The sequence below is a fragment of the Synechococcus sp. Minos11 genome, assembly GCF_014279855.1.
Taxonomy (GTDB): Bacteria; Cyanobacteriota; Cyanobacteriia; order PCC-6307; family Cyanobiaceae; genus RCC307.
Genome location: NZ_CP047953.1, coordinates 802689 through 817774 on the forward strand (window position 1 = coordinate 802689; position 15086 = coordinate 817774).

Here is a 15086-nt window from a genome sequence, read left to right on the forward strand (position 1 = left end):
GGCCAGGGATGATGGAGCCAGATGGTTCATCCCGATGAGCGCCGCTCCCCTCGAAGCTGTTGAAACGCAGGCCGCTCCAGCCCCGGTGGGGCCCTACAACCAGGCGGTTAAAGCCGGCGGCATGCTGTTTTGCTCAGGTCAGATTCCCTTGGATCCAGCCAGCGGAACGATGGTGGGTGGCGGCGATGTGGAAGCAGAAACCCGTCAGGTGTTGAGCAATCTCAAAGCTGTGCTGACGGCCGCCGGATGCAGCCCGCAGCAGGTGGTGCGCACCACGGTGTTTTTGGTTGATCTCGCTGACTTCGCCAAGGTCAATGCCATCTATGCCGAAACCTTCGGCCAGGGCGTTGAGCCAGCGCGGGCTTGTGTTCAAGTGGCAGCTCTGCCGAAGGGAGCCAAGGTGGAGATCGATTGCATCGCTGTGCTGGCTTAGTTCTGTGGAGGAGATGGACAGACCCGTTCGGCCCAGTTGCACTGCTGCAAAAAGGGTTGTTGCCAGCTCAGCGGAATCTCCAGCAAATCGCGACTACCGCTGATCCCCTGGCTCAGGAACAACACTGCAGCCAGCACATTGGCGCTGAGGTGCAGGCGTCGCCACGACAGATGCCGCTGGATTTCCGGCCAGGCCGCCAGGTTGAACAGCATGAGCCCGCACACCAGCACCCCTCCCCAGTAGTGGGATTGCCAGAAGGCGCCCTCCAAGGGGTTGTCGCTGAGCCGAAACACCTCGGGCTGGGCGCCCAAGGCCAACACGCCGCTCCAGGTGATCAAGCCAAAACTCAGCCTGAGGCCGGCGGATTGAACACGCCACAGAGCGATGAGGCTGGTGGCTGTCCCGAGCCACGCCAGCAGCAATGGCAACTGGCGTGAGCTATCGGCTGGTTGTTTGCTGCTGATCACCACAGCCAGGGCAATCAGCACCAACACCACAACAGCGGCGGCCAGCCACTGCCCCAGTTGGTTGTGATCACGCCCGGTGGTGGCTGGCAGATTGGCTTGATGGATGCGGCGTTGGCGGGCTTGCAGGCCAAGGCGAACCACGATCCCCAGCAACGGATAAATCAGCACCACCGCCAAGACGGGATGCAGCAACAACCACCAGTCAAGGGTTTGCATCGCCCCAGGCGCTGACCATCACACCATTGCCATAGGTGCTGGGGTGGTCAAGCACTACTCAGGCAGCGCACTGAGTTCGAGCCAGCGATCTTCGGCGCGACTGATCTGCTCGCAGAGCTCAGCCAACTCTTCGGTGAGGGCTTCAAGCCGGTCGTAATCGGCTCCGGCCAGCTGCAACTCCAGTTGCGTTTTTTGCTCTTCCAACTGCGGCAGCTTGGTATCCAGATCACTGAGCTCACGCTGCTCTTTGTAGCTGCGGCGCTTGGGTTGCTCCCGTTTCGGCTTGGCTGCGGCCTGCTTCGTTTTGGTGCTCTCGGTGGCCTGTTTGGCTGGTTGTTGCTCAAGCCATTCGCTGTAGTTGCCCTCAAAGCGCTCCAGCAGACCACCGCTTTGGAAGCAGAACAGGCGATCCACTGTGCGATCCAGGAAATAGCGGTCGTGGGAGACGATCACCACGCAGCCACGAAAATCTTCGATGTAGTCCTCTAAGACGGCGAGGGTTTGCACATCAAGATCATTGGTTGGCTCATCAAGTAGCAGCACATTGGGGGCCGCCATCAACAAGCGGCATAGATGCAGCCGCCTGCGTTCACCGCCTGAGAGCTTGGCCACGGGGCTGTGTTGTTGGGCTGGTGGAAACAAGAAGCGCTCCAGCAGCTGCGAGGCCGTGAGGCTGTTGCCCTGTCCCAAATCAATGCGTTCGGCCACGTCTTGGATGACCTCAATCACCTTGAGCTCGGGTTTTAGGTCTTCGGAGTGCTGATCAAAGCGGCCAATCACCACCGTTTCGCCGCGCACCACCGAACCAGCATCGGGTTGTTGGCGGCCGCTGATGAGATCCAGCAGCGTGGATTTCCCCATCCCGTTGGGGCCGATGAAGCCAACCCGATCTTCTGGTGAGAAGGAATAGGTGAAGTCGTTGATCAAACAGCGATCGCCGAGCTTGCGCTGCAGGTGTTCAACATCGATCACCGTTTTGCCAAGGCGCCGGCTGGCGCTTTCCATGGCAACGTTTTGTTTGGCCGGCTTGAAGCTTTGCTCCTGCATCTGCTCGATGCGTTGAATGCGGGCTTTTTGCTTGGTGCTGCGTGCTTTGGGGCCGCGTTTGAGCCATTCGATTTCGCGGCGCATCACCGAGCGGTAGGCCCGTTGGCGGGCTGCATCAGCAACCTCTTCCTCGTCTTTCTTTTTCAAATAGGCGCCGTAGTTGCCTGGGTAGCGGCGCAGTTGGCCCCCGTCCAACTCGATGATCGTGTCGGTGACACGCTCCAGGAAATAGCGGTCGTGAGTGATTAAGACCAAGGCCCCTTTGAAGCGCTGCAGAAACCCCTGAAGCCATTCGGTGGCGAGGGCATCGAGGTGGTTGGTGGGCTCATCGAGCAGGAGTCCATCGGGCTCGGCCACCAGCGCCGATGCCAAGGCCAGGCGTTTGCGGTAGCCCCCAGAGAGCTCTCCCACCTTGCGGCTGTGATCACAGATGCCCAGACGGCTAAGCACTTCTTGGCATTGGCGCTCAAGTTCCCAGGCTTTGGCCTCATCCATGCGGTTGCTGATCTGGCTGAGCTCGCCAAGCAGCGCAGAGTCATTCGGGCTCTGCTCCAGCTCTTGGATGAGGCCTTCGTAGCGCTCAACCAGCTGCATCTTTTCGCCGCAGTCAGCAAACACCTGCTCCAGCACCGTGCGCTCAGGATCGAGGCTGGGGTTTTGATCGACGTAAATCACGCGGTGGCGCGGATTGATTTGAACGCGTCCGTCGCCAACAGGCTCCAGCCCTGCCATCACCCGAAGCAGGGTGGATTTGCCTGACCCGTTGATGCCAATGAGCCCCAGTCGATCTTGAGGGCCGACCTCAAGATCAACTTGATCGAGCAGGGTTTTAATCCCAAAGTCTTTGCTGACCTGCTGCAGGCTGATCAGGGTGATGGAGGCTGCTGATTCATGAGCCTCTCATGGACGGCCTGGCTGATTGGGTTGAACCATGGATCCGCAGACGATTTGATCAGGGCAAAGGATTGTCTGTATGGGCCTCTGGCAAACCGCTTGGGGACTAGCCCTGGCTGCATTGGTGCAGTTGGAAGGTGCCCCGCCGCCTCGGCCACTGATGGAAGGATCCAGCCGCGCGGCCTATGCCATCCCCAGTGATGGGGATACCCCCATCCTCCAGTTTCAAACGAGCACGGGCGACCCGGTGCGCCTGCTCATCGACACCGGCGCCTCGCGCTCGATGGTCAGCCAAGCGCTGATTGCACGGCTGCAATTGACGACACAACCGTTAAACGGTGGCAACTTCGCTTTGGCTGGGGCCGGCAGTGATTGCCCCACTGACCCGCCTCGCCAGGCTGTCCTACCCCCCCTGCAACTGGGTGGACTCAAGATCCGCGAGTTGGCGGTGTTGGTGATGCCCAAGTTGGGCGTTCCCCCTGGGACTGATGGCGTTTTGGGCGCATCGGCATTGCGTCAGCTGCCGATGTTGATCGATCCCAAACAACAACAAGTGCGTTTTGATCAACAGTTATCGATTCAGTCGGCGCCAGCCGATGCCCTCAGGCTTCCCTTGCAATGGCGGGATCATGTGCCCCTTGTGCAGGTTTTCGATCAGAGTAGAAAAAGTACCTTGGCCCTACTTGACACCGGGGCAGAAGCTGTGTTTGTCGGTGTGCCTTTGGCTCAGCGATTAACCCCACAGTCGCCGCCGTCTGGAGTGGAGATCCAAGGCTTTTGTGGTTCTGAATTGGCCGTCGAACGTGTGTTTTCTGGTTTGCGCATTGGGACTGTTCATCTGGAGGGATCCCCAGCGATCGTGACGCGAAACAGGATTCTCAAGGATTTAAATGTGGAGGCCATCATTGGCCAACCACTGCTCAAAAATCGTCGCCAGCTTTGGCTTCTCAATAGGCCGGATCCAGTTTTGTTGCTCTGGTGAATCTAAGGTTGAGAATTTGATGCAGCAAATTTCTTCTAAGGGCTTTCCAAAAGTGCAGGCCAATGGTTACATTGCCGTTGTGCATTAATTCTGTTGAGCATGCTCACTGGTAACGACCTGCTCGCCAAAGTTCGGGAACTAGGCGACGCTGGCAAATCGGAGATCGTTCGTGAGTGCGGTTACGTCTCCACCAAGAAAGACGGCGGCGAGCGCCTGAACTTCACCGCTTTCTACGAAGCCCTGCTTGATGCCAAGGGTGTTGAAATTGGTGGTGGTTCTGTTGGCAAAGGTGGGCGCAAGCTCAGCTATGTCGCCACTGTTCAGGGCAATGGCAATCTGCTGATTGGTAAGGCTTACACCGCTTTGCTGAACCTCAACCCTGGCGATGAGTTCGAAATCAAGCTGGGCCGTAAGCAGATCCGTTTGGTTCCTGTGGGTGCTGAGGACGAAGGCGAAGAGTGATTCGCTTCGGTTAACTAGCGCCTAGGTCGTAACTCGTTCTGGTTTCAACCCCATCGGGAGCCTTCTGGATCACATCCAGAATCGCTGTCGGTGGGGTTGCTGCTTTGAGATCCAAATTGCTACCAGCACCCGTGGGCTTCACGCTTTCACCGGCAGCGGCTCGCCTGAGCGCGGCGCAGTAGGGCAAGGCTTTGGCGTCGGGATCAAAGCTGTTCATGCCATCGGTTGGTTGCTGTTGGCCGCTGATCACCGATAGGGCCACCAGCTGCCCGGCGTCATATCCCGATGCTTCCACCGTTCCTGGTGTGTAGCCATAACGCTGCTCAAAGCTGCGGCTGAATGGTTCCCATCCCGGGCCGCGATTGGCCTCAGCCACGCCCAGTTGAGGTTGCAAGCTCGCGTAGCGAGGCGCCACATTCCAAACCAGGGTCAAGGTTTGGGGCCAGGATTCATTCAGCACTGCCTGCATCAATGGACTGTTGTTGGTGGTCATCACCACCAAGGCTTGAGGCCGGAACCAGTCCACATCCAGGGCCAAGCGCTCCAACGCTTTGGCGTTGTCCCCATTGAGGCTGCGGGGGCCGTCGTCGAGACCAATCAAGCTGCCGCCTTGGTTCTCCATGGTTTCCAAAAAGCGGTCAGCCAGCTGCAATTGATCAGCTGTGCCATCGGTCACGAGCATGAAGCGTTTGTTGTTTTGCTCCAACAGCGCTTTCACCAGCACATCAATTTCAAGGCTGCGGGAGGCACTCACAGGCCAGAGCCGATCAGAGCCGGGGCGGCTGGCGAGTTGCTGCAGCGAAATGCCCCGCTGCAACGGCAGCAATAGCTGCCGTTGACGTTCTTGTGCCAGCAAGCCACTGGGAACCAGGGGTGCCGCTGGAGGGGCTAAGACAACCGGCGGCAAACTCCGGTGCCGCAGCTGATTGGCAATGTCACGGTGATCGGACAGCCAACCGATGCTCCAATCGGTTTGTTGGTTGGTGCAGATGCGCGCTTGGTCTTGAGCCAGCAAGAAGCCGCGACGCAGTCCATCCCCCAGGCCAGCGATGGCTCCTTCTGAGGGCAGCAGCATCAGAGCGTTGCCGGGCTGGGGCAGAGCGGCCACAAGACTTTGGCTGCCGATCACAGCAGCGGCCACACCAGCCCCCCTCCAAATGCGCAGGTGGCTCGGGGTGGTCATGACATATACCGTCCAGCGAAGGAAGGTTAGTGGCCAGGAGCTGCCTACGCTCGCCTCATTCCAATCGTGGGTCTCATGCCGGATTTTGTGGCTCGTTGGCGCGCTATCGCCATGGCAGCTTTGGCGTCCTTGCCGGTCTCAATCGCATCGGCTCCGGCTTTGGCCATCCCCGAAGAGGCTGCCATTAAAAAGCTGGCCGTTGTTCCCGTTTTCCTGCTCACCTCTGAGCAGGGAATTCCCCTGCCGATTCCTAGGGGCGACAACTTGATCCTGCCGATGTTCCTGCAGAAGGATCGGGCCAATCAGGAGCTCACCACCTTCGAGAAAGCCAACCCAAACGCCAAGGCCAAGATCTCCGCCCTTCCGATGAATGTGGCGAACGCCAAGGTCAATGAGATGAATATCAAGCTCAAAGAGAGCGGCAAACAGATCGTGACGCCCGTGGTCGGCTCCAAAGCCGACATGGATCAGGCCGTTGCGATTCTCCAGAAGCAGGGTGTGAGCAAAGAAGACATTCAAAAAGGTCTCTCTATCCCGGTCTTCTTCCACAAGCCTTTCTTGACCATCAAGACCCCGGAAGGCAGCCGAGGCGTGTTTTTCATGACCTATCAGGACGCCACTACTGCGGCTAGCAAAGTGCAAGGCACCAAGCCGGAAATCATGGCTGTTGATCTCACCAATGCGCTGGCTCAGATCGTTGATGACAAGGAAGATCGCTTTGTCTTCTATCCGACGAAAGCTTTCTTTGCGCTGATGAAGGACCAGAAAGCGTCGAACTAGCCCTGAGCCTCATCTTTCTCGGGGGGAGGGGTTGGGATGAACTGGGCCAATAGGCCTGCTCCAACCAGCCCCAGGCCGATCATCAACGCCAAGACTTGATTGCTCTGCTCATCCCCCCAGGCAGCGGCCGAGAGAAAAGCGCCTCCCAATAAGAGGCATGGCACCAACACAATGCCTTTGGCGGTCCGATTGCGGCTCATGGCTGACAGGTTTCAGTGGCTTGGGCCAGTCCTGCTGTGATCAGCAGGTCATTGAGATCTTGCTCTTGCCCCAGTGGCCTCACGCGTGCCAGCAGCAAGCCATCACGGCTTCCCATCGGCATCAAATTGACGCGCTGACGGCGCGGCAGTTTGGCTCGCAGCAGCTTTAAGGCTGCCGTTTCTTCCCCGGCAACCGGAGCAATGCAGGCCAATCGCACGCTGTAGGTGCGGTTGTGATCACCGATCAATAACAAATCAGGCTCACGCACCTGCAACACCTCGGCGGCCCAGGCAGTGGCGGGCCAGGCCAGCATCAGGCTGGCGAGCAGTGCTGCACAGAGTGATTGCCAGCACCGCCAGCCCATTCAGACCCAAAAATCTGAAGTCATTCTCCCTAATCGTGGGATCAGGCTGTGGCTTAGTTCTAAAGCTGAAAGGGACTACCGCCTGATTGTTGCCGTGGCCACGAAGTGGAACGACATTGCCTACTACCAGGTTCCGACAGACGATTCCTTTCGTCTGAAGCCCCAAAATCCTGACTTCACCGGCGAGATCGACGGCAAAAAGCAAGCCGCTGAGTTGCTTCAAGGCGGCGTGGAGCAGCTCGCCGAGCTGCAAGATGTGCTCTATGCCGATGGCCGCTGGGGTGTGCTGGTGGTGCTGCAGGCCATTGATGCGGCTGGCAAAGACTCCACCATCAAGCACGTGATGAGCGGTGTGAACCCTCAGGGCGTGAAAGTCAGCAGTTTTAAAAAGCCCTCCAGCGATGAGATGAGCCACAACTGGTTGTGGCGATACAGCAAAGAAGTGCCAGCGCGCGGAGAGATTGGCATCTTCAACCGCTCCTATTACGAAGACGTTCTGGTGGTGAAGGTGCATGACCTTGCTTCAAAGCAAGGGCTGCACGAGAGCCTCACCGGCAAGAAGTTATTTTCTCATCGCTATGAGGACATCAATGCCTACGAGAAGCATCTCACCCGCAACGGGATTCTGGTGCTGAAGTTTTTCCTGCACATCAGTGCCGATGAACAGCGCAAGCGTTTCCTCAGGCGCTTAGAGCGTCCTGAGAAAAACTGGAAGTTCTCGCTGAGTGATTTGGAGGAACGCCGTTATTGGGACGACTACCAAGATGCCTTCGAGTCGATGATGCGGAACACCAGCACCGACCATGCCCCCTGGTACTGCGTGCCGATGAACAACAAATGGTTTGGGCGCTTGGTGGTCACCAAAACCATCATTGAGCGGCTCAAGGCATTGGGCCTGAGCTACCCCCAACTCAATGAGGCCCAGAAGCAGGCTCTCGAAAAAGGTCGTGAAATGCTGGCCTGATGGCCATGAAGCACCTCATCAATGGTGCCTACATCGCAGGAGGGATCGCGGTGGCCTGGTTCATCTACGCCACCATCGACTACCAGCTCAAACGCAACGCCTGCCTTGGCTATCACCTCAATCGCATCAATGCCGCACAAGCCTCGCGTGCTTTGGGGCGTGAGGAAGGACCCTATGGCCCAGCAGAAGCCTGTCAGTACTACCGCTAAGGGTTTAGTCCGTCATCGGCGGCTTGAACACCGGTGTGATACTCCCGCCACTTTTTCTCTTCTTCGCTGTAGGGCGGCTTGGCTTGGAACTCCTGGAAATCTTTGACGTAGGGAGTCATCCACTCGTTGACGCGCCAGCATTGCTCCCAATTGCTGGGACTGAAAACGCAGGACACCACCATCACCTCGATGAACTTGATGAGATAAATGAGGACGGTGTTCAACGCGGCGATCCCGTCGTTGAAGGTCCCGTGATGGCTCGATTACAAGCCGTGACCACAGTTGCTGCAAAACAGGTGTTCACTGGGGTTGCTGTGGCCGCATTGGCTGCAGGTGCGCCGTTCGCTCAACGCCAGCTCTGGGTGGCTGGGTAGGCCCACCATCTGGGCATTGCTCTTGCCGGGAGGAACCATCGGGTAGCAATTTTCGCCGCGGCGAACGTGCACATCGATCAACATCGGACCAGGGGTGGCAAGCGCTTGTTGCAGCTGCGGCTTGAGCTGATCGCGATCGGTGATGTGCACACCATCGACGCCAAAGGCGCGGGCGAGGGCAATGAAATCAGGCATGCCAGGGAGCATGTCGGAGGCGGAGTAGCGCTCCTCGTAGAAACTCTCCTGCCACTGGCGCACCATGCCCTGCCAGTGGTTGTTGACGATCACGATCTTCACCGGTAGGTCGTATTGCGCGAGAGTCCCCAGCTCTTGGATGTTCATCAGCACGCTGGCATCGCCGGCGATGCAGACCACCTGCTCGTCCATCAAGGCCACCTGCACGCCGATCGCCGCAGGCAAGCCAAATCCCATCGTGCCGAGACCGGCACTGCTCACCCACTGCCTGGGACCGCAGCGCAGGTATTGCGCTGCCCACATCTGGTGCTGACCCACATCGGTGGTAATCCAGGCCTTCGGCGCCAAATCGCGCACCGCAAGCAGCACCTCTTGGGGATAGATCGCCCCTTCAGCGGGCGGTGTTGTTAGGGGATAGTTCTGCTTCCAGCTGTCAATGCGCGCTAGCCATGCTGCGGTGTGTGGTTCCACATGGCGTTGCTGGCTTTGCTGAAGCAGCTCTTCGAGGCTGCGGCGCACATCTCCCAGCACCGCCACATCGGGCTTGCGGTTTTTGCCCACCTCTGCCGGGTCGATCTCGAAGTGGATGACCTTGGCTCTTGGCGCAAAGGTGTCGAGCTTGCCGGTGACGCGGTCGTCAAAGCGGGCACCAACAGCGATCAGCAAGTCGCAATCGGTGACGGCGAAGTTGGCGTAGGCCGTGCCATGCATCCCCAACATGCCTACGGCGAGGGGGTCGTTCTCATCGAACACGCCCTTGCCCATCAAGGTGGTGGTCACCGGAATGCGGTGCCGCTGGGCGATGGCATTGAGCGCCTCTTGGGCGCCTGCAGAAACAGCTCCGCCACCGACATAGAGCAGCGGCCGCTGAGCGTCTTCGATCAGATCAAGCGCAGCACAGATGTCTTGTTTGTCGTGCTGGGGGGGATGGATGAAGCCACGCGGAATGATGCTGCCGGGCTCCACCGGCACGTAATCGAAGAGCTCTTGACCGACATCTTTGGGGATGTCGACCAGGACCGGCCCAGGCCGCCCTGTTGCCGCGATGAAAAAGGCCTGCGCAATCACGCTGCCCAGATCCGCTGGATCGCGCACCAGCCAGGAGTGCTTCACGATCGGCAGCGTGATGCCGAAGATGTCGGTTTCCTGGAAGGCATCGGTGCCGATCATCGGCCTGGGTACCTGACCGGTGATCACCACCATCGGCACTGAGTCCATTTGTGCGGTGGCGATGCCGGTCACCAAGTTGGTTGCACCGGGGCCGGAGGTGCCAAAACAAACGCCGACCTTGCCGGTGGCGCGGGCATAGGCATCGGCGGCATGGGCGCCGCCCTGCTCATGGCGCACCAGAAAGTGCTTCAGCTCGCCGCGGGCTTCGGCTTGATGCAGTTCGTCGTAGATCGGCAGGATCGCGCCGCCGGGGTAGCCAAAGATGTGGGACACACCATGACGGTGCAGCGCATCCATCAGTGCATAGGCACCGCTGACGTGCTGGGATTGGGATGCACTCACTGTTGTGGTGCTGGGGGTGGGGGTCGTGAGGGTCACCGCTGCACCCAGGCCTGAACTGTGATCCCCCAACTTAATGGCCTGTAGGGCAAGGGGCCATCAGAGCAAGCCCAAGGCATGCAAGGGGCCGTGGCCACTGATCAGTTCCACCAGGAAGGCGGAGAAGCCGAGCATGGCTAGGCGGCCATTCCATACCTCTGAGCTGTTGTTCCAACCCCACGACCACTTCTCCTGGGGGTAGAGCTTGGTGCGAGCCGGAAGGGCAGCGGCCTCATCGAGGTCCACCTCAGGTCCGGCCAAAGACGTTTCCACCAGATCGGCCAATGAGGCGATGAAGGTGGGATCGGTGTCCAAAGCTGGCACCCGGCGGAAGTTGCTGACTCCGGCTTCGGTGGCAATCTCGCGGTATTCGATGTCGATCTCTTCGAGCGTTTCGATGTGCTCGCTCACAAAGCTGATCGGCACCACCACCAGCTCTTTGACGCCCTTTTCTCCGAGCTCTTCCAGGGCCTCTTCGGTGTACGGCTGTAGCCACTCCACCGGGCCCACCCGGCTTTGGTAAGCCAGGGTCCAGGGGTTGTCCCTGCCCAGGGTTTTCATGATCAGCTCAGCGCAGCTTTCGATCTCTTTTTGATAGGGATCGCCGGCTTCCTCCACATAGCTCTTGGGCACCCCGTGGGCACTGAAGAACACATGGGCGGTGCTGGGATCAACGCAGGCATCGATTTCCCGCTCCATGAGCTGGGCCATGGCCTTGAGATAGCCGGGGTGGTCATGCCAGCTGCGAATGGCCCTAAGCGGCAGCTGGGCGAAACGCTCATCGCCCTGGCGCAGGCGCTGCAGTTCCCGGAAGCTCGAGCCACTGGTGCTGATCGAAAAGTGGGGATAGAGCGGCAGCACCACCACCTGCTCAATGCCATCGGCCTTCATGTCCGCCACAGCGGACTCGGTGAAGGGATGCCAATAGCGCATGGCCACGTAGGTGGTGGCATCCACGTTCCGCTGCCTCAGCAGGCTTTGCAGTTCGCGCGCCTGTTGGTCAGTGATCCGGCGCAGCGGTGAACCGCCACCGATGGAGCGGTAGGCCTCTTGGGATTTATTGCTGCGCAGGGTGCTGATCAACCAGGCCAACGGCTTCTGGAGGGCCGGAATCGGCAGCCGGATGATCTCGGGATCGGCAAATAGGTTGTAAAGGAACGGGCCAACGTCCTGGATTCGTTCTGGCCCCCCGAGGTTGAGGAGGACGATTCCGACTCGGGACAAGGGGCTGACCTCAGCGATGGCAGAGAGCCTAACCAGGCCCTGGTTTTCTTCTATTTCGGTCGTTACTTTCCGGTCATGTCAGCGCTGCCGGCCGAGAGCCTCGAACAGCTCAATAGCGGCTTGCGCAGTGCTGGAGTGCGCTTGCGGCTTGAGCAACGAGGCCAGCGGCTGGGGTTGCGGGGGCCACTGCCGCGGCGTGATGGCCAACCGGGGTTGCAGGTGCAGCGCCTCAGCTTGGGGTTTCCGGCGACCTCCGATGGTTTGGCGGCGGCGTTGCAGAGGCTGCACCAGGTGCATCAGCAGGTGCAGGACAGCAGCTTCCAGTGGCCCCAGAGCGTGGAGCCGCCAAGTCCGGTTGAGGCGCCAACGGGTCTCGATGGAGCCCTGGATCGGTTTGAAAAACAGTTCCATGCCGATCCACGTCGGCGTCGCCAGCCCGCTGGCAGCCGCAGCACCTGGACCTCCGCCTATCGCCCCTATCTCAGGCGGTTAGCCGCCCAAGGCCAGAGCCGTTTGTCGGTGTCCCTGCTCGAGCAGGTGCTGGAGAGTTACCCCCTGGCAAGCCGATCGCGGCAGCAGTGCGGTCTGGTGCTGTCGCTGCTCGCCAGGCAAGAGCAGTTGCAGCTTCCAGCCGATTGGAATGAACGGGCTGCGGGCTATGGCCTGCATCAGGCCCGTTTTCGGCAGTTGCCCAGTGATTGTCAGATCCTGGAGGTCGTCGATGCCATTCCCAATCCTGGCTGGCGCCTGGTGTTTGGCCTTATGGCCACCTATGGATTGCGGAACCATGAGGTGTTTTTCACCGATTTTTCTGGGCTGGATGCCAGCCAAGACGGTGTGGTGCGGGTCCTGCCGACCACCAAGACCGGTGAGCACCAGGTTTGGCCGTTTTTGCCGGAGTGGGTGGATCACTTCGCCCTGCGCCCGTTGGCCCGGCAGCGGGCCCTATTGCCGCCAATTTGCACCGATCTCAGGACGACCACCCTGCAGCAGGTGGGACGCCGCGTGGCGGAGCAGTTTCGCCGCTACCAGCTGCCGCTAACGCCCTATGACCTACGCCATGCTTGGGCCCTGCGCACCATCCACATGGGTTTGCCCGATACCGTGGCAGCCCGAATGATGGGGCACTCGGTGGCCATTCACACCCGCACCTATCACCACTGGATTACCCGCCGTGATCAGCAGCAGGCCGTTGATGCCGCCTTGGCGCGGCGAAGCGCCTAACGAGCAATGGCAACCTTCCTGAGGCCCCTGGCCTACCGGCATCGCTGGATTTACGACAGCGTCACGGCCATCAGCTCCCTCAGTGTTGGTGGTGTTGCTCGATTGCGGGCCCTGGGTCTCGAGGGCCTCAAGCAGCGCTTAGCTCCGGGTGCTGCTGTGCTGGATCTGTGCTGCGGCAGCGGCGAAGCGGCGGCTCCGTGGTTGCAGGCAGGTTTTGCGGTCACGGGCTTGGACATCGCGCCGCGGGCCTTGGATTTGGCCGCCCAGCGCTACCCCGCGCTGAAGAGGGTTCAGGGCCTAGCTGAAGATCCGCCGCTGCCAGACGGTCATTTCGCTGCGATTCAGCTCAGCGTGGCGCTGCATGAGTTCTCCCGCCCTGAGCGCGAGCAGGTGCTGCGCAGCTGCCTGCGCCTCTTGATGCCCGGAGGTTGGTTGGTGCTGGTGGATCTGCATCCGGCTGGCCCTTGGCTTCAGCTGCCGCAGCAGCTCTTTTGTGCCCTCTTTGAGACCCACACCGCCATTGCCATGCTGGAGGACAACCTGCCTGCCCAACTTGACGCGTTGGGCTTTATCGCTGTGGAGCAAGAGCTCCTGGCTGGTCAGGCGTTGCAACGCATCACAGCCCAGAGGCCATGAGCACACCCCCTGCCAACAGCAACCTGGATGCCACCGCGGCAGCCCTTGGGATGGGGGGTGAGCTGGCCACTGAAAAAGACGATGCCGCCTATCGCCAACGCATGGAGCGGCGCAAACAGGTGCAGGCCCAACGGGTTGGTGAGCGCACGATTGAAAAAGGCCTTGTGCTGGTCAACACCGGCCAAGGCAAAGGCAAAACCACCGCAGCGCTGGGTTTGGCCTTGCGCACCCTCGGCCATGGCGGCCGTGTGGCTGTGGTGCAATTCATCAAAGGGGCCTGGCAGCCAGGGGAGGCCAAGGCTTTGCAGAGCTTTGGAGACCAGCTGCAGTGGCATGCCCTTGGTGAAGGCTTCACCTGGGAAACCCAGGACCGTGAACGCGATCGTCAACTCGTGGCTGAGGCCTGGCAGCAGTCGCTTGTGTATTTGCGCGATCCAGCCGTTCAGCTGGTGCTGCTCGATGAGATCAATGTGGCCCTCAAGTTGGGCTATTTGCCGGTGGAGGACGTTCTCACTGGGGTGGATGAGCGGCCCGAGCTGACCCATGTGGTGCTGACAGGCCGCGGTGCACCCCAAGCGCTAATTGAGCGGGCCGACTTGGTGACCGAGATGAGTCTGGTCAAACACCCCTTCCGCGAGCAGGGCGTCAAGGCGCAATTGGGGATTGAGTTTTAAGCGGCTCAGGCGCTCTCACCGTTGAGATCGCGGCGCAGCAGCCAGGTGGCGGAGGTGAGCACCGACAGGCCGCTGACCAGCAGCGCCCGATGCACTTCCGGTTGACTCCAGCCAGAGCTGTCTTGCGTGGCATCCGCCACGGCTGAGAGGGTGAGGCGGGCCATCAGGCCGCTGCGGCTCCCATCTCCCATCGGGTGATCCCAGTTGGTCCATGCAAGCGAGCGGCACTGACTGTTGCAACCCCCGGCCTGGGCTGAAGGCGCTTGCTACTGTTCGCCGGACAGACTTCAGCGATGGCTTACCAAAGGGTTCTGCTCAAACTCAGCGGCGAAGCCCTGATGGGTGACCAGGGTTACGGCATTGATCCCGCCATCGTTAGTGCGATTGCCAAAGACGTGGCCGAGGTGGTCGCCAAGGGCACCCAGCTCGCCATCGTTGTGGGAGGCGGCAACATCTTCCGCGGGCTGAAGGGATCAGCTGCCGGCATGGAGCGGGCCACGGCCGATTACGTCGGCATGTTGGCCACGGTGATGAATGCGATCACCTTGCAAGACGGCTTGGAGCGGGCCGGTGTTCCCACCCGGGTGCAAAGCGCTATCGCCATGCAGGAGGTGGCGGAGCCTTACATCCGCCGCAAGGCGATGCGGCATCTCGAGAAGGGGCGAGTGGTGATCTTCGGTGCCGGCTGCGGCAATCCCTTTTTCACCACCGACACCACCGCGGCTTTGCGCGCTGCTGAGATCAACGCCCATGTGGTGCTCAAGGCGACCAAGGTGGACGGTGTCTATGACAAAGATCCGGTGCGCTTCCCTGATGCGGTGCGCTACGAGCACCTCACCTTCCAAGACGTCTTGGCCAATGAGCTGGGCGTCATGGATGCCACCGCCATTGCCCTGTGCAAAGACAACACCATCCCCATCGTGGTGTTTGATCTGTTTGGTTCCGGCAACATTGCCCGGGCCGTTGCCGGTGAACCGATCGGGACCCGAATTACATCCGCTGCTTGACC

19 protein-coding genes are annotated in these 15086 nt (G+C 60.0%); 10 read left to right on the forward strand and 9 right to left on the reverse strand.

The window, feature by feature from the left end; translation table 11 throughout:
- Window positions 1–34: 34 nt before the first annotated feature.
- Window positions 35–433 carry a RidA family protein gene (locus SynMINOS11_RS04345; RefSeq protein ID WP_186550064.1) on the forward strand — a complete coding sequence of 133 codons (399 nt, stop codon included), beginning with the start codon at window positions 35–37 and terminating at the stop codon, window positions 431–433.
- On the opposite strand, the gene SynMINOS11_RS04350 is transcribed toward SynMINOS11_RS04345, so the two are convergent.
- Both SynMINOS11_RS04350 and SynMINOS11_RS04355 read right to left on the reverse strand, forming a co-directional pair.
- Window positions 430–1116 carry a DUF4079 domain-containing protein gene (locus SynMINOS11_RS04350; protein ID WP_186550066.1) on the reverse strand — a complete coding sequence of 229 codons (687 nt, stop codon included), beginning with the start codon at window positions 1114–1116 and terminating at the stop codon, window positions 430–432. The genes SynMINOS11_RS04345 and SynMINOS11_RS04350 overlap by 4 nt on opposite strands.
- Window positions 1117–1170: 54 nt before the next feature.
- Complete coding sequence (locus SynMINOS11_RS04355; protein WP_186550704.1) at window positions 1171–3039, reverse strand: ABC-F family ATP-binding cassette domain-containing protein; 1869 nt, start codon at window positions 3037–3039, stop codon at window positions 1171–1173.
- 97 nt (window positions 3040–3136) lie between these two features.
- On the opposite strand from SynMINOS11_RS04355, the gene SynMINOS11_RS04360 reads away from it, so the two are divergent.
- Together SynMINOS11_RS04360 and SynMINOS11_RS04365 are read left to right on the forward strand one after the other, a co-directional pair.
- Entirely contained in the window at window positions 3137–4039 is a 903-nt protein-coding gene (locus SynMINOS11_RS04360; RefSeq protein WP_011935261.1) for an aspartyl protease family protein, read from the forward strand.
- Window positions 4040–4138: 99 nt separating this feature from the next.
- A complete protein-coding gene (locus SynMINOS11_RS04365; RefSeq protein WP_011935262.1) occupies window positions 4139–4501 on the forward strand; it encodes an AbrB family transcriptional regulator in 363 nt (120 codons plus the stop codon).
- Window positions 4502–4511: 10 nt separating this feature from the next.
- Here SynMINOS11_RS04365 and SynMINOS11_RS04370 read toward each other — a convergent pair whose 3' ends face one another.
- Complete coding sequence (locus SynMINOS11_RS04370; protein ID WP_011935263.1) at window positions 4512–5684, reverse strand: ABC transporter substrate-binding protein; 1173 nt, start codon at window positions 5682–5684, stop codon at window positions 4512–4514.
- Between the two features lie 159 nt (window positions 5685–5843).
- Here SynMINOS11_RS04370 and SynMINOS11_RS04375 point away from each other — a divergent pair, with 159 nt between their 5' ends.
- A complete protein-coding gene (locus tag SynMINOS11_RS04375; RefSeq protein WP_255445488.1) occupies window positions 5844–6464 on the forward strand; it encodes a hypothetical protein in 621 nt (206 codons plus the stop codon).
- On the opposite strand, the gene SynMINOS11_RS04380 is transcribed toward SynMINOS11_RS04375, so the two are convergent.
- A complete protein-coding gene (locus SynMINOS11_RS04380) occupies window positions 6461–6664 on the reverse strand; it encodes a GIVxVP protein (protein WP_011935265.1) in 204 nt (67 codons plus the stop codon). The genes SynMINOS11_RS04375 and SynMINOS11_RS04380 overlap by 4 nt on opposite strands.
- Complete coding sequence (locus tag SynMINOS11_RS04385) at window positions 6661–6978, reverse strand: hypothetical protein (RefSeq protein ID WP_043737915.1); 318 nt, start codon at window positions 6976–6978, stop codon at window positions 6661–6663. Before SynMINOS11_RS04385 ends, SynMINOS11_RS04380 begins: the two co-directional genes overlap by 4 nt.
- Window positions 6979–7123: 145 nt before the next feature.
- On the opposite strand from SynMINOS11_RS04385, the gene SynMINOS11_RS04390 reads away from it, so the two are divergent.
- Together SynMINOS11_RS04390 and SynMINOS11_RS04395 are read left to right on the forward strand one after the other, a co-directional pair.
- Window positions 7124–7993, forward strand: coding sequence for a polyphosphate kinase 2 family protein (locus SynMINOS11_RS04390; protein WP_186550070.1), 870 nt, complete (start codon window positions 7124–7126; stop codon window positions 7991–7993).
- Complete coding sequence (locus tag SynMINOS11_RS04395) at window positions 7993–8202, forward strand: hypothetical protein (protein ID WP_186550072.1); 210 nt, start codon at window positions 7993–7995, stop codon at window positions 8200–8202. Before SynMINOS11_RS04390 ends, SynMINOS11_RS04395 begins: the two co-directional genes overlap by 1 nt.
- Here the strand turns inward: SynMINOS11_RS04395 and SynMINOS11_RS04400 are convergent.
- From SynMINOS11_RS04400 to hemH, 3 genes are read right to left on the reverse strand one after another with little or no spacing between them, the layout of a single operon-like run.
- Window positions 8199–8426 (reverse strand): hypothetical protein, encoded by a 228-nt coding sequence (locus tag SynMINOS11_RS04400; RefSeq protein WP_186550074.1) that lies wholly within the window; start codon window positions 8424–8426, stop codon window positions 8199–8201. The two genes, SynMINOS11_RS04395 and SynMINOS11_RS04400, sit on opposite strands and share 4 nt — an antisense overlap.
- 39 nt (window positions 8427–8465) lie before the next feature.
- Complete coding sequence (ilvB, locus tag SynMINOS11_RS04405) at window positions 8466–10319, reverse strand: biosynthetic-type acetolactate synthase large subunit (protein WP_186550076.1); 1854 nt, start codon at window positions 10317–10319, stop codon at window positions 8466–8468.
- Window positions 10320–10379: 60 nt separating this feature from the next.
- Window positions 10380–11543: a ferrochelatase gene (gene hemH, locus SynMINOS11_RS04410; protein WP_186550078.1), complete on the reverse strand. Its 1164-nt coding sequence runs from the start codon at window positions 11541–11543 to the stop codon at window positions 10380–10382.
- Window positions 11544–11618: 75 nt separating this feature from the next.
- On the opposite strand from hemH, the gene SynMINOS11_RS04415 reads away from it, so the two are divergent.
- From SynMINOS11_RS04415 to cobO, 3 genes are read left to right on the forward strand one after another with little or no spacing between them, the layout of a single operon-like run.
- Window positions 11619–12767: a site-specific integrase gene (locus SynMINOS11_RS04415; RefSeq protein ID WP_186550080.1), complete on the forward strand. Its 1149-nt coding sequence runs from the start codon at window positions 11619–11621 to the stop codon at window positions 12765–12767.
- Between the two features lie 6 nt (window positions 12768–12773).
- Window positions 12774–13403, forward strand: coding sequence for a class I SAM-dependent methyltransferase (locus SynMINOS11_RS04420; RefSeq protein ID WP_011935273.1), 630 nt, complete (start codon window positions 12774–12776; stop codon window positions 13401–13403).
- Window positions 13400–14077, forward strand: a complete 678-nt coding sequence (gene cobO / locus SynMINOS11_RS04425; RefSeq protein WP_186550081.1) for a cob(I)yrinic acid a,c-diamide adenosyltransferase — start codon at window positions 13400–13402, stop codon at window positions 14075–14077. The genes SynMINOS11_RS04420 and cobO overlap by 4 nt, the downstream gene beginning before the upstream one ends.
- A gap of 5 nt (window positions 14078–14082) precedes the next feature.
- Here cobO and SynMINOS11_RS04430 read toward each other — a convergent pair whose 3' ends face one another.
- Window positions 14083–14241, reverse strand: coding sequence for a hypothetical protein (locus SynMINOS11_RS04430; protein WP_255445489.1), 159 nt, complete (start codon window positions 14239–14241; stop codon window positions 14083–14085).
- A gap of 129 nt (window positions 14242–14370) precedes the next feature.
- On the opposite strand from SynMINOS11_RS04430, the gene pyrH reads away from it, so the two are divergent.
- On the forward strand, window positions 14371–15084 hold the full coding sequence (gene pyrH, locus SynMINOS11_RS04435; RefSeq protein ID WP_186550083.1) for a UMP kinase: 714 nt from the start codon (window positions 14371–14373) through the stop codon (window positions 15082–15084).
- Window positions 15085–15086: the final 2 nt, after the last annotated feature.

Bases quoted from the DNA above. Each gene is read 5' to 3' on its own strand.
- SynMINOS11_RS04415 (WP_186550080.1), top strand. From the start codon at position 11,619: ATGTCAGCGCTGCCGGCCGAGAGCCTCGAACAGCTCAATAGCGGCTTG.
- cobO (WP_186550081.1), top strand. From the start codon at position 13,400: ATGAGCACACCCCCTGCCAACAGCAACCTGGATGCCACCGCGGCAGCC.
- pyrH (WP_186550083.1), top strand. From the start codon at position 14,371: ATGGCTTACCAAAGGGTTCTGCTCAAACTCAGCGGCGAAGCCCTGATG.
- SynMINOS11_RS04360 (WP_011935261.1), top strand. From the start codon at position 3,137: ATGGGCCTCTGGCAAACCGCTTGGGGACTAGCCCTGGCTGCATTGGTG.
- SynMINOS11_RS04365 (WP_011935262.1), top strand. From the start codon at position 4,139: ATGCTCACTGGTAACGACCTGCTCGCCAAAGTTCGGGAACTAGGCGAC.
- SynMINOS11_RS04350 (WP_186550066.1), bottom strand. From the start codon at position 1,116: ATGCAAACCCTTGACTGGTGGTTGTTGCTGCATCCCGTCTTGGCGGTG.
- SynMINOS11_RS04380 (WP_011935265.1), bottom strand. From the start codon at position 6,664: ATGAGCCGCAATCGGACCGCCAAAGGCATTGTGTTGGTGCCATGCCTC.
- SynMINOS11_RS04395 (WP_186550072.1), top strand. From the start codon at position 7,993: ATGGCCATGAAGCACCTCATCAATGGTGCCTACATCGCAGGAGGGATC.
- SynMINOS11_RS04345 (WP_186550064.1), top strand. From the start codon at position 35: ATGAGCGCCGCTCCCCTCGAAGCTGTTGAAACGCAGGCCGCTCCAGCC.
- SynMINOS11_RS04420 (WP_011935273.1), top strand. From the start codon at position 12,774: ATGGCAACCTTCCTGAGGCCCCTGGCCTACCGGCATCGCTGGATTTAC.
- SynMINOS11_RS04370 (WP_011935263.1), bottom strand. From the start codon at position 5,684: ATGACCACCCCGAGCCACCTGCGCATTTGGAGGGGGGCTGGTGTGGCC.
- SynMINOS11_RS04430 (WP_255445489.1), bottom strand. From the start codon at position 14,241: ATGGCCCGCCTCACCCTCTCAGCCGTGGCGGATGCCACGCAAGACAGC.
- SynMINOS11_RS04385 (WP_043737915.1), bottom strand. From the start codon at position 6,978: ATGCTGGCCTGGCCCGCCACTGCCTGGGCCGCCGAGGTGTTGCAGGTG.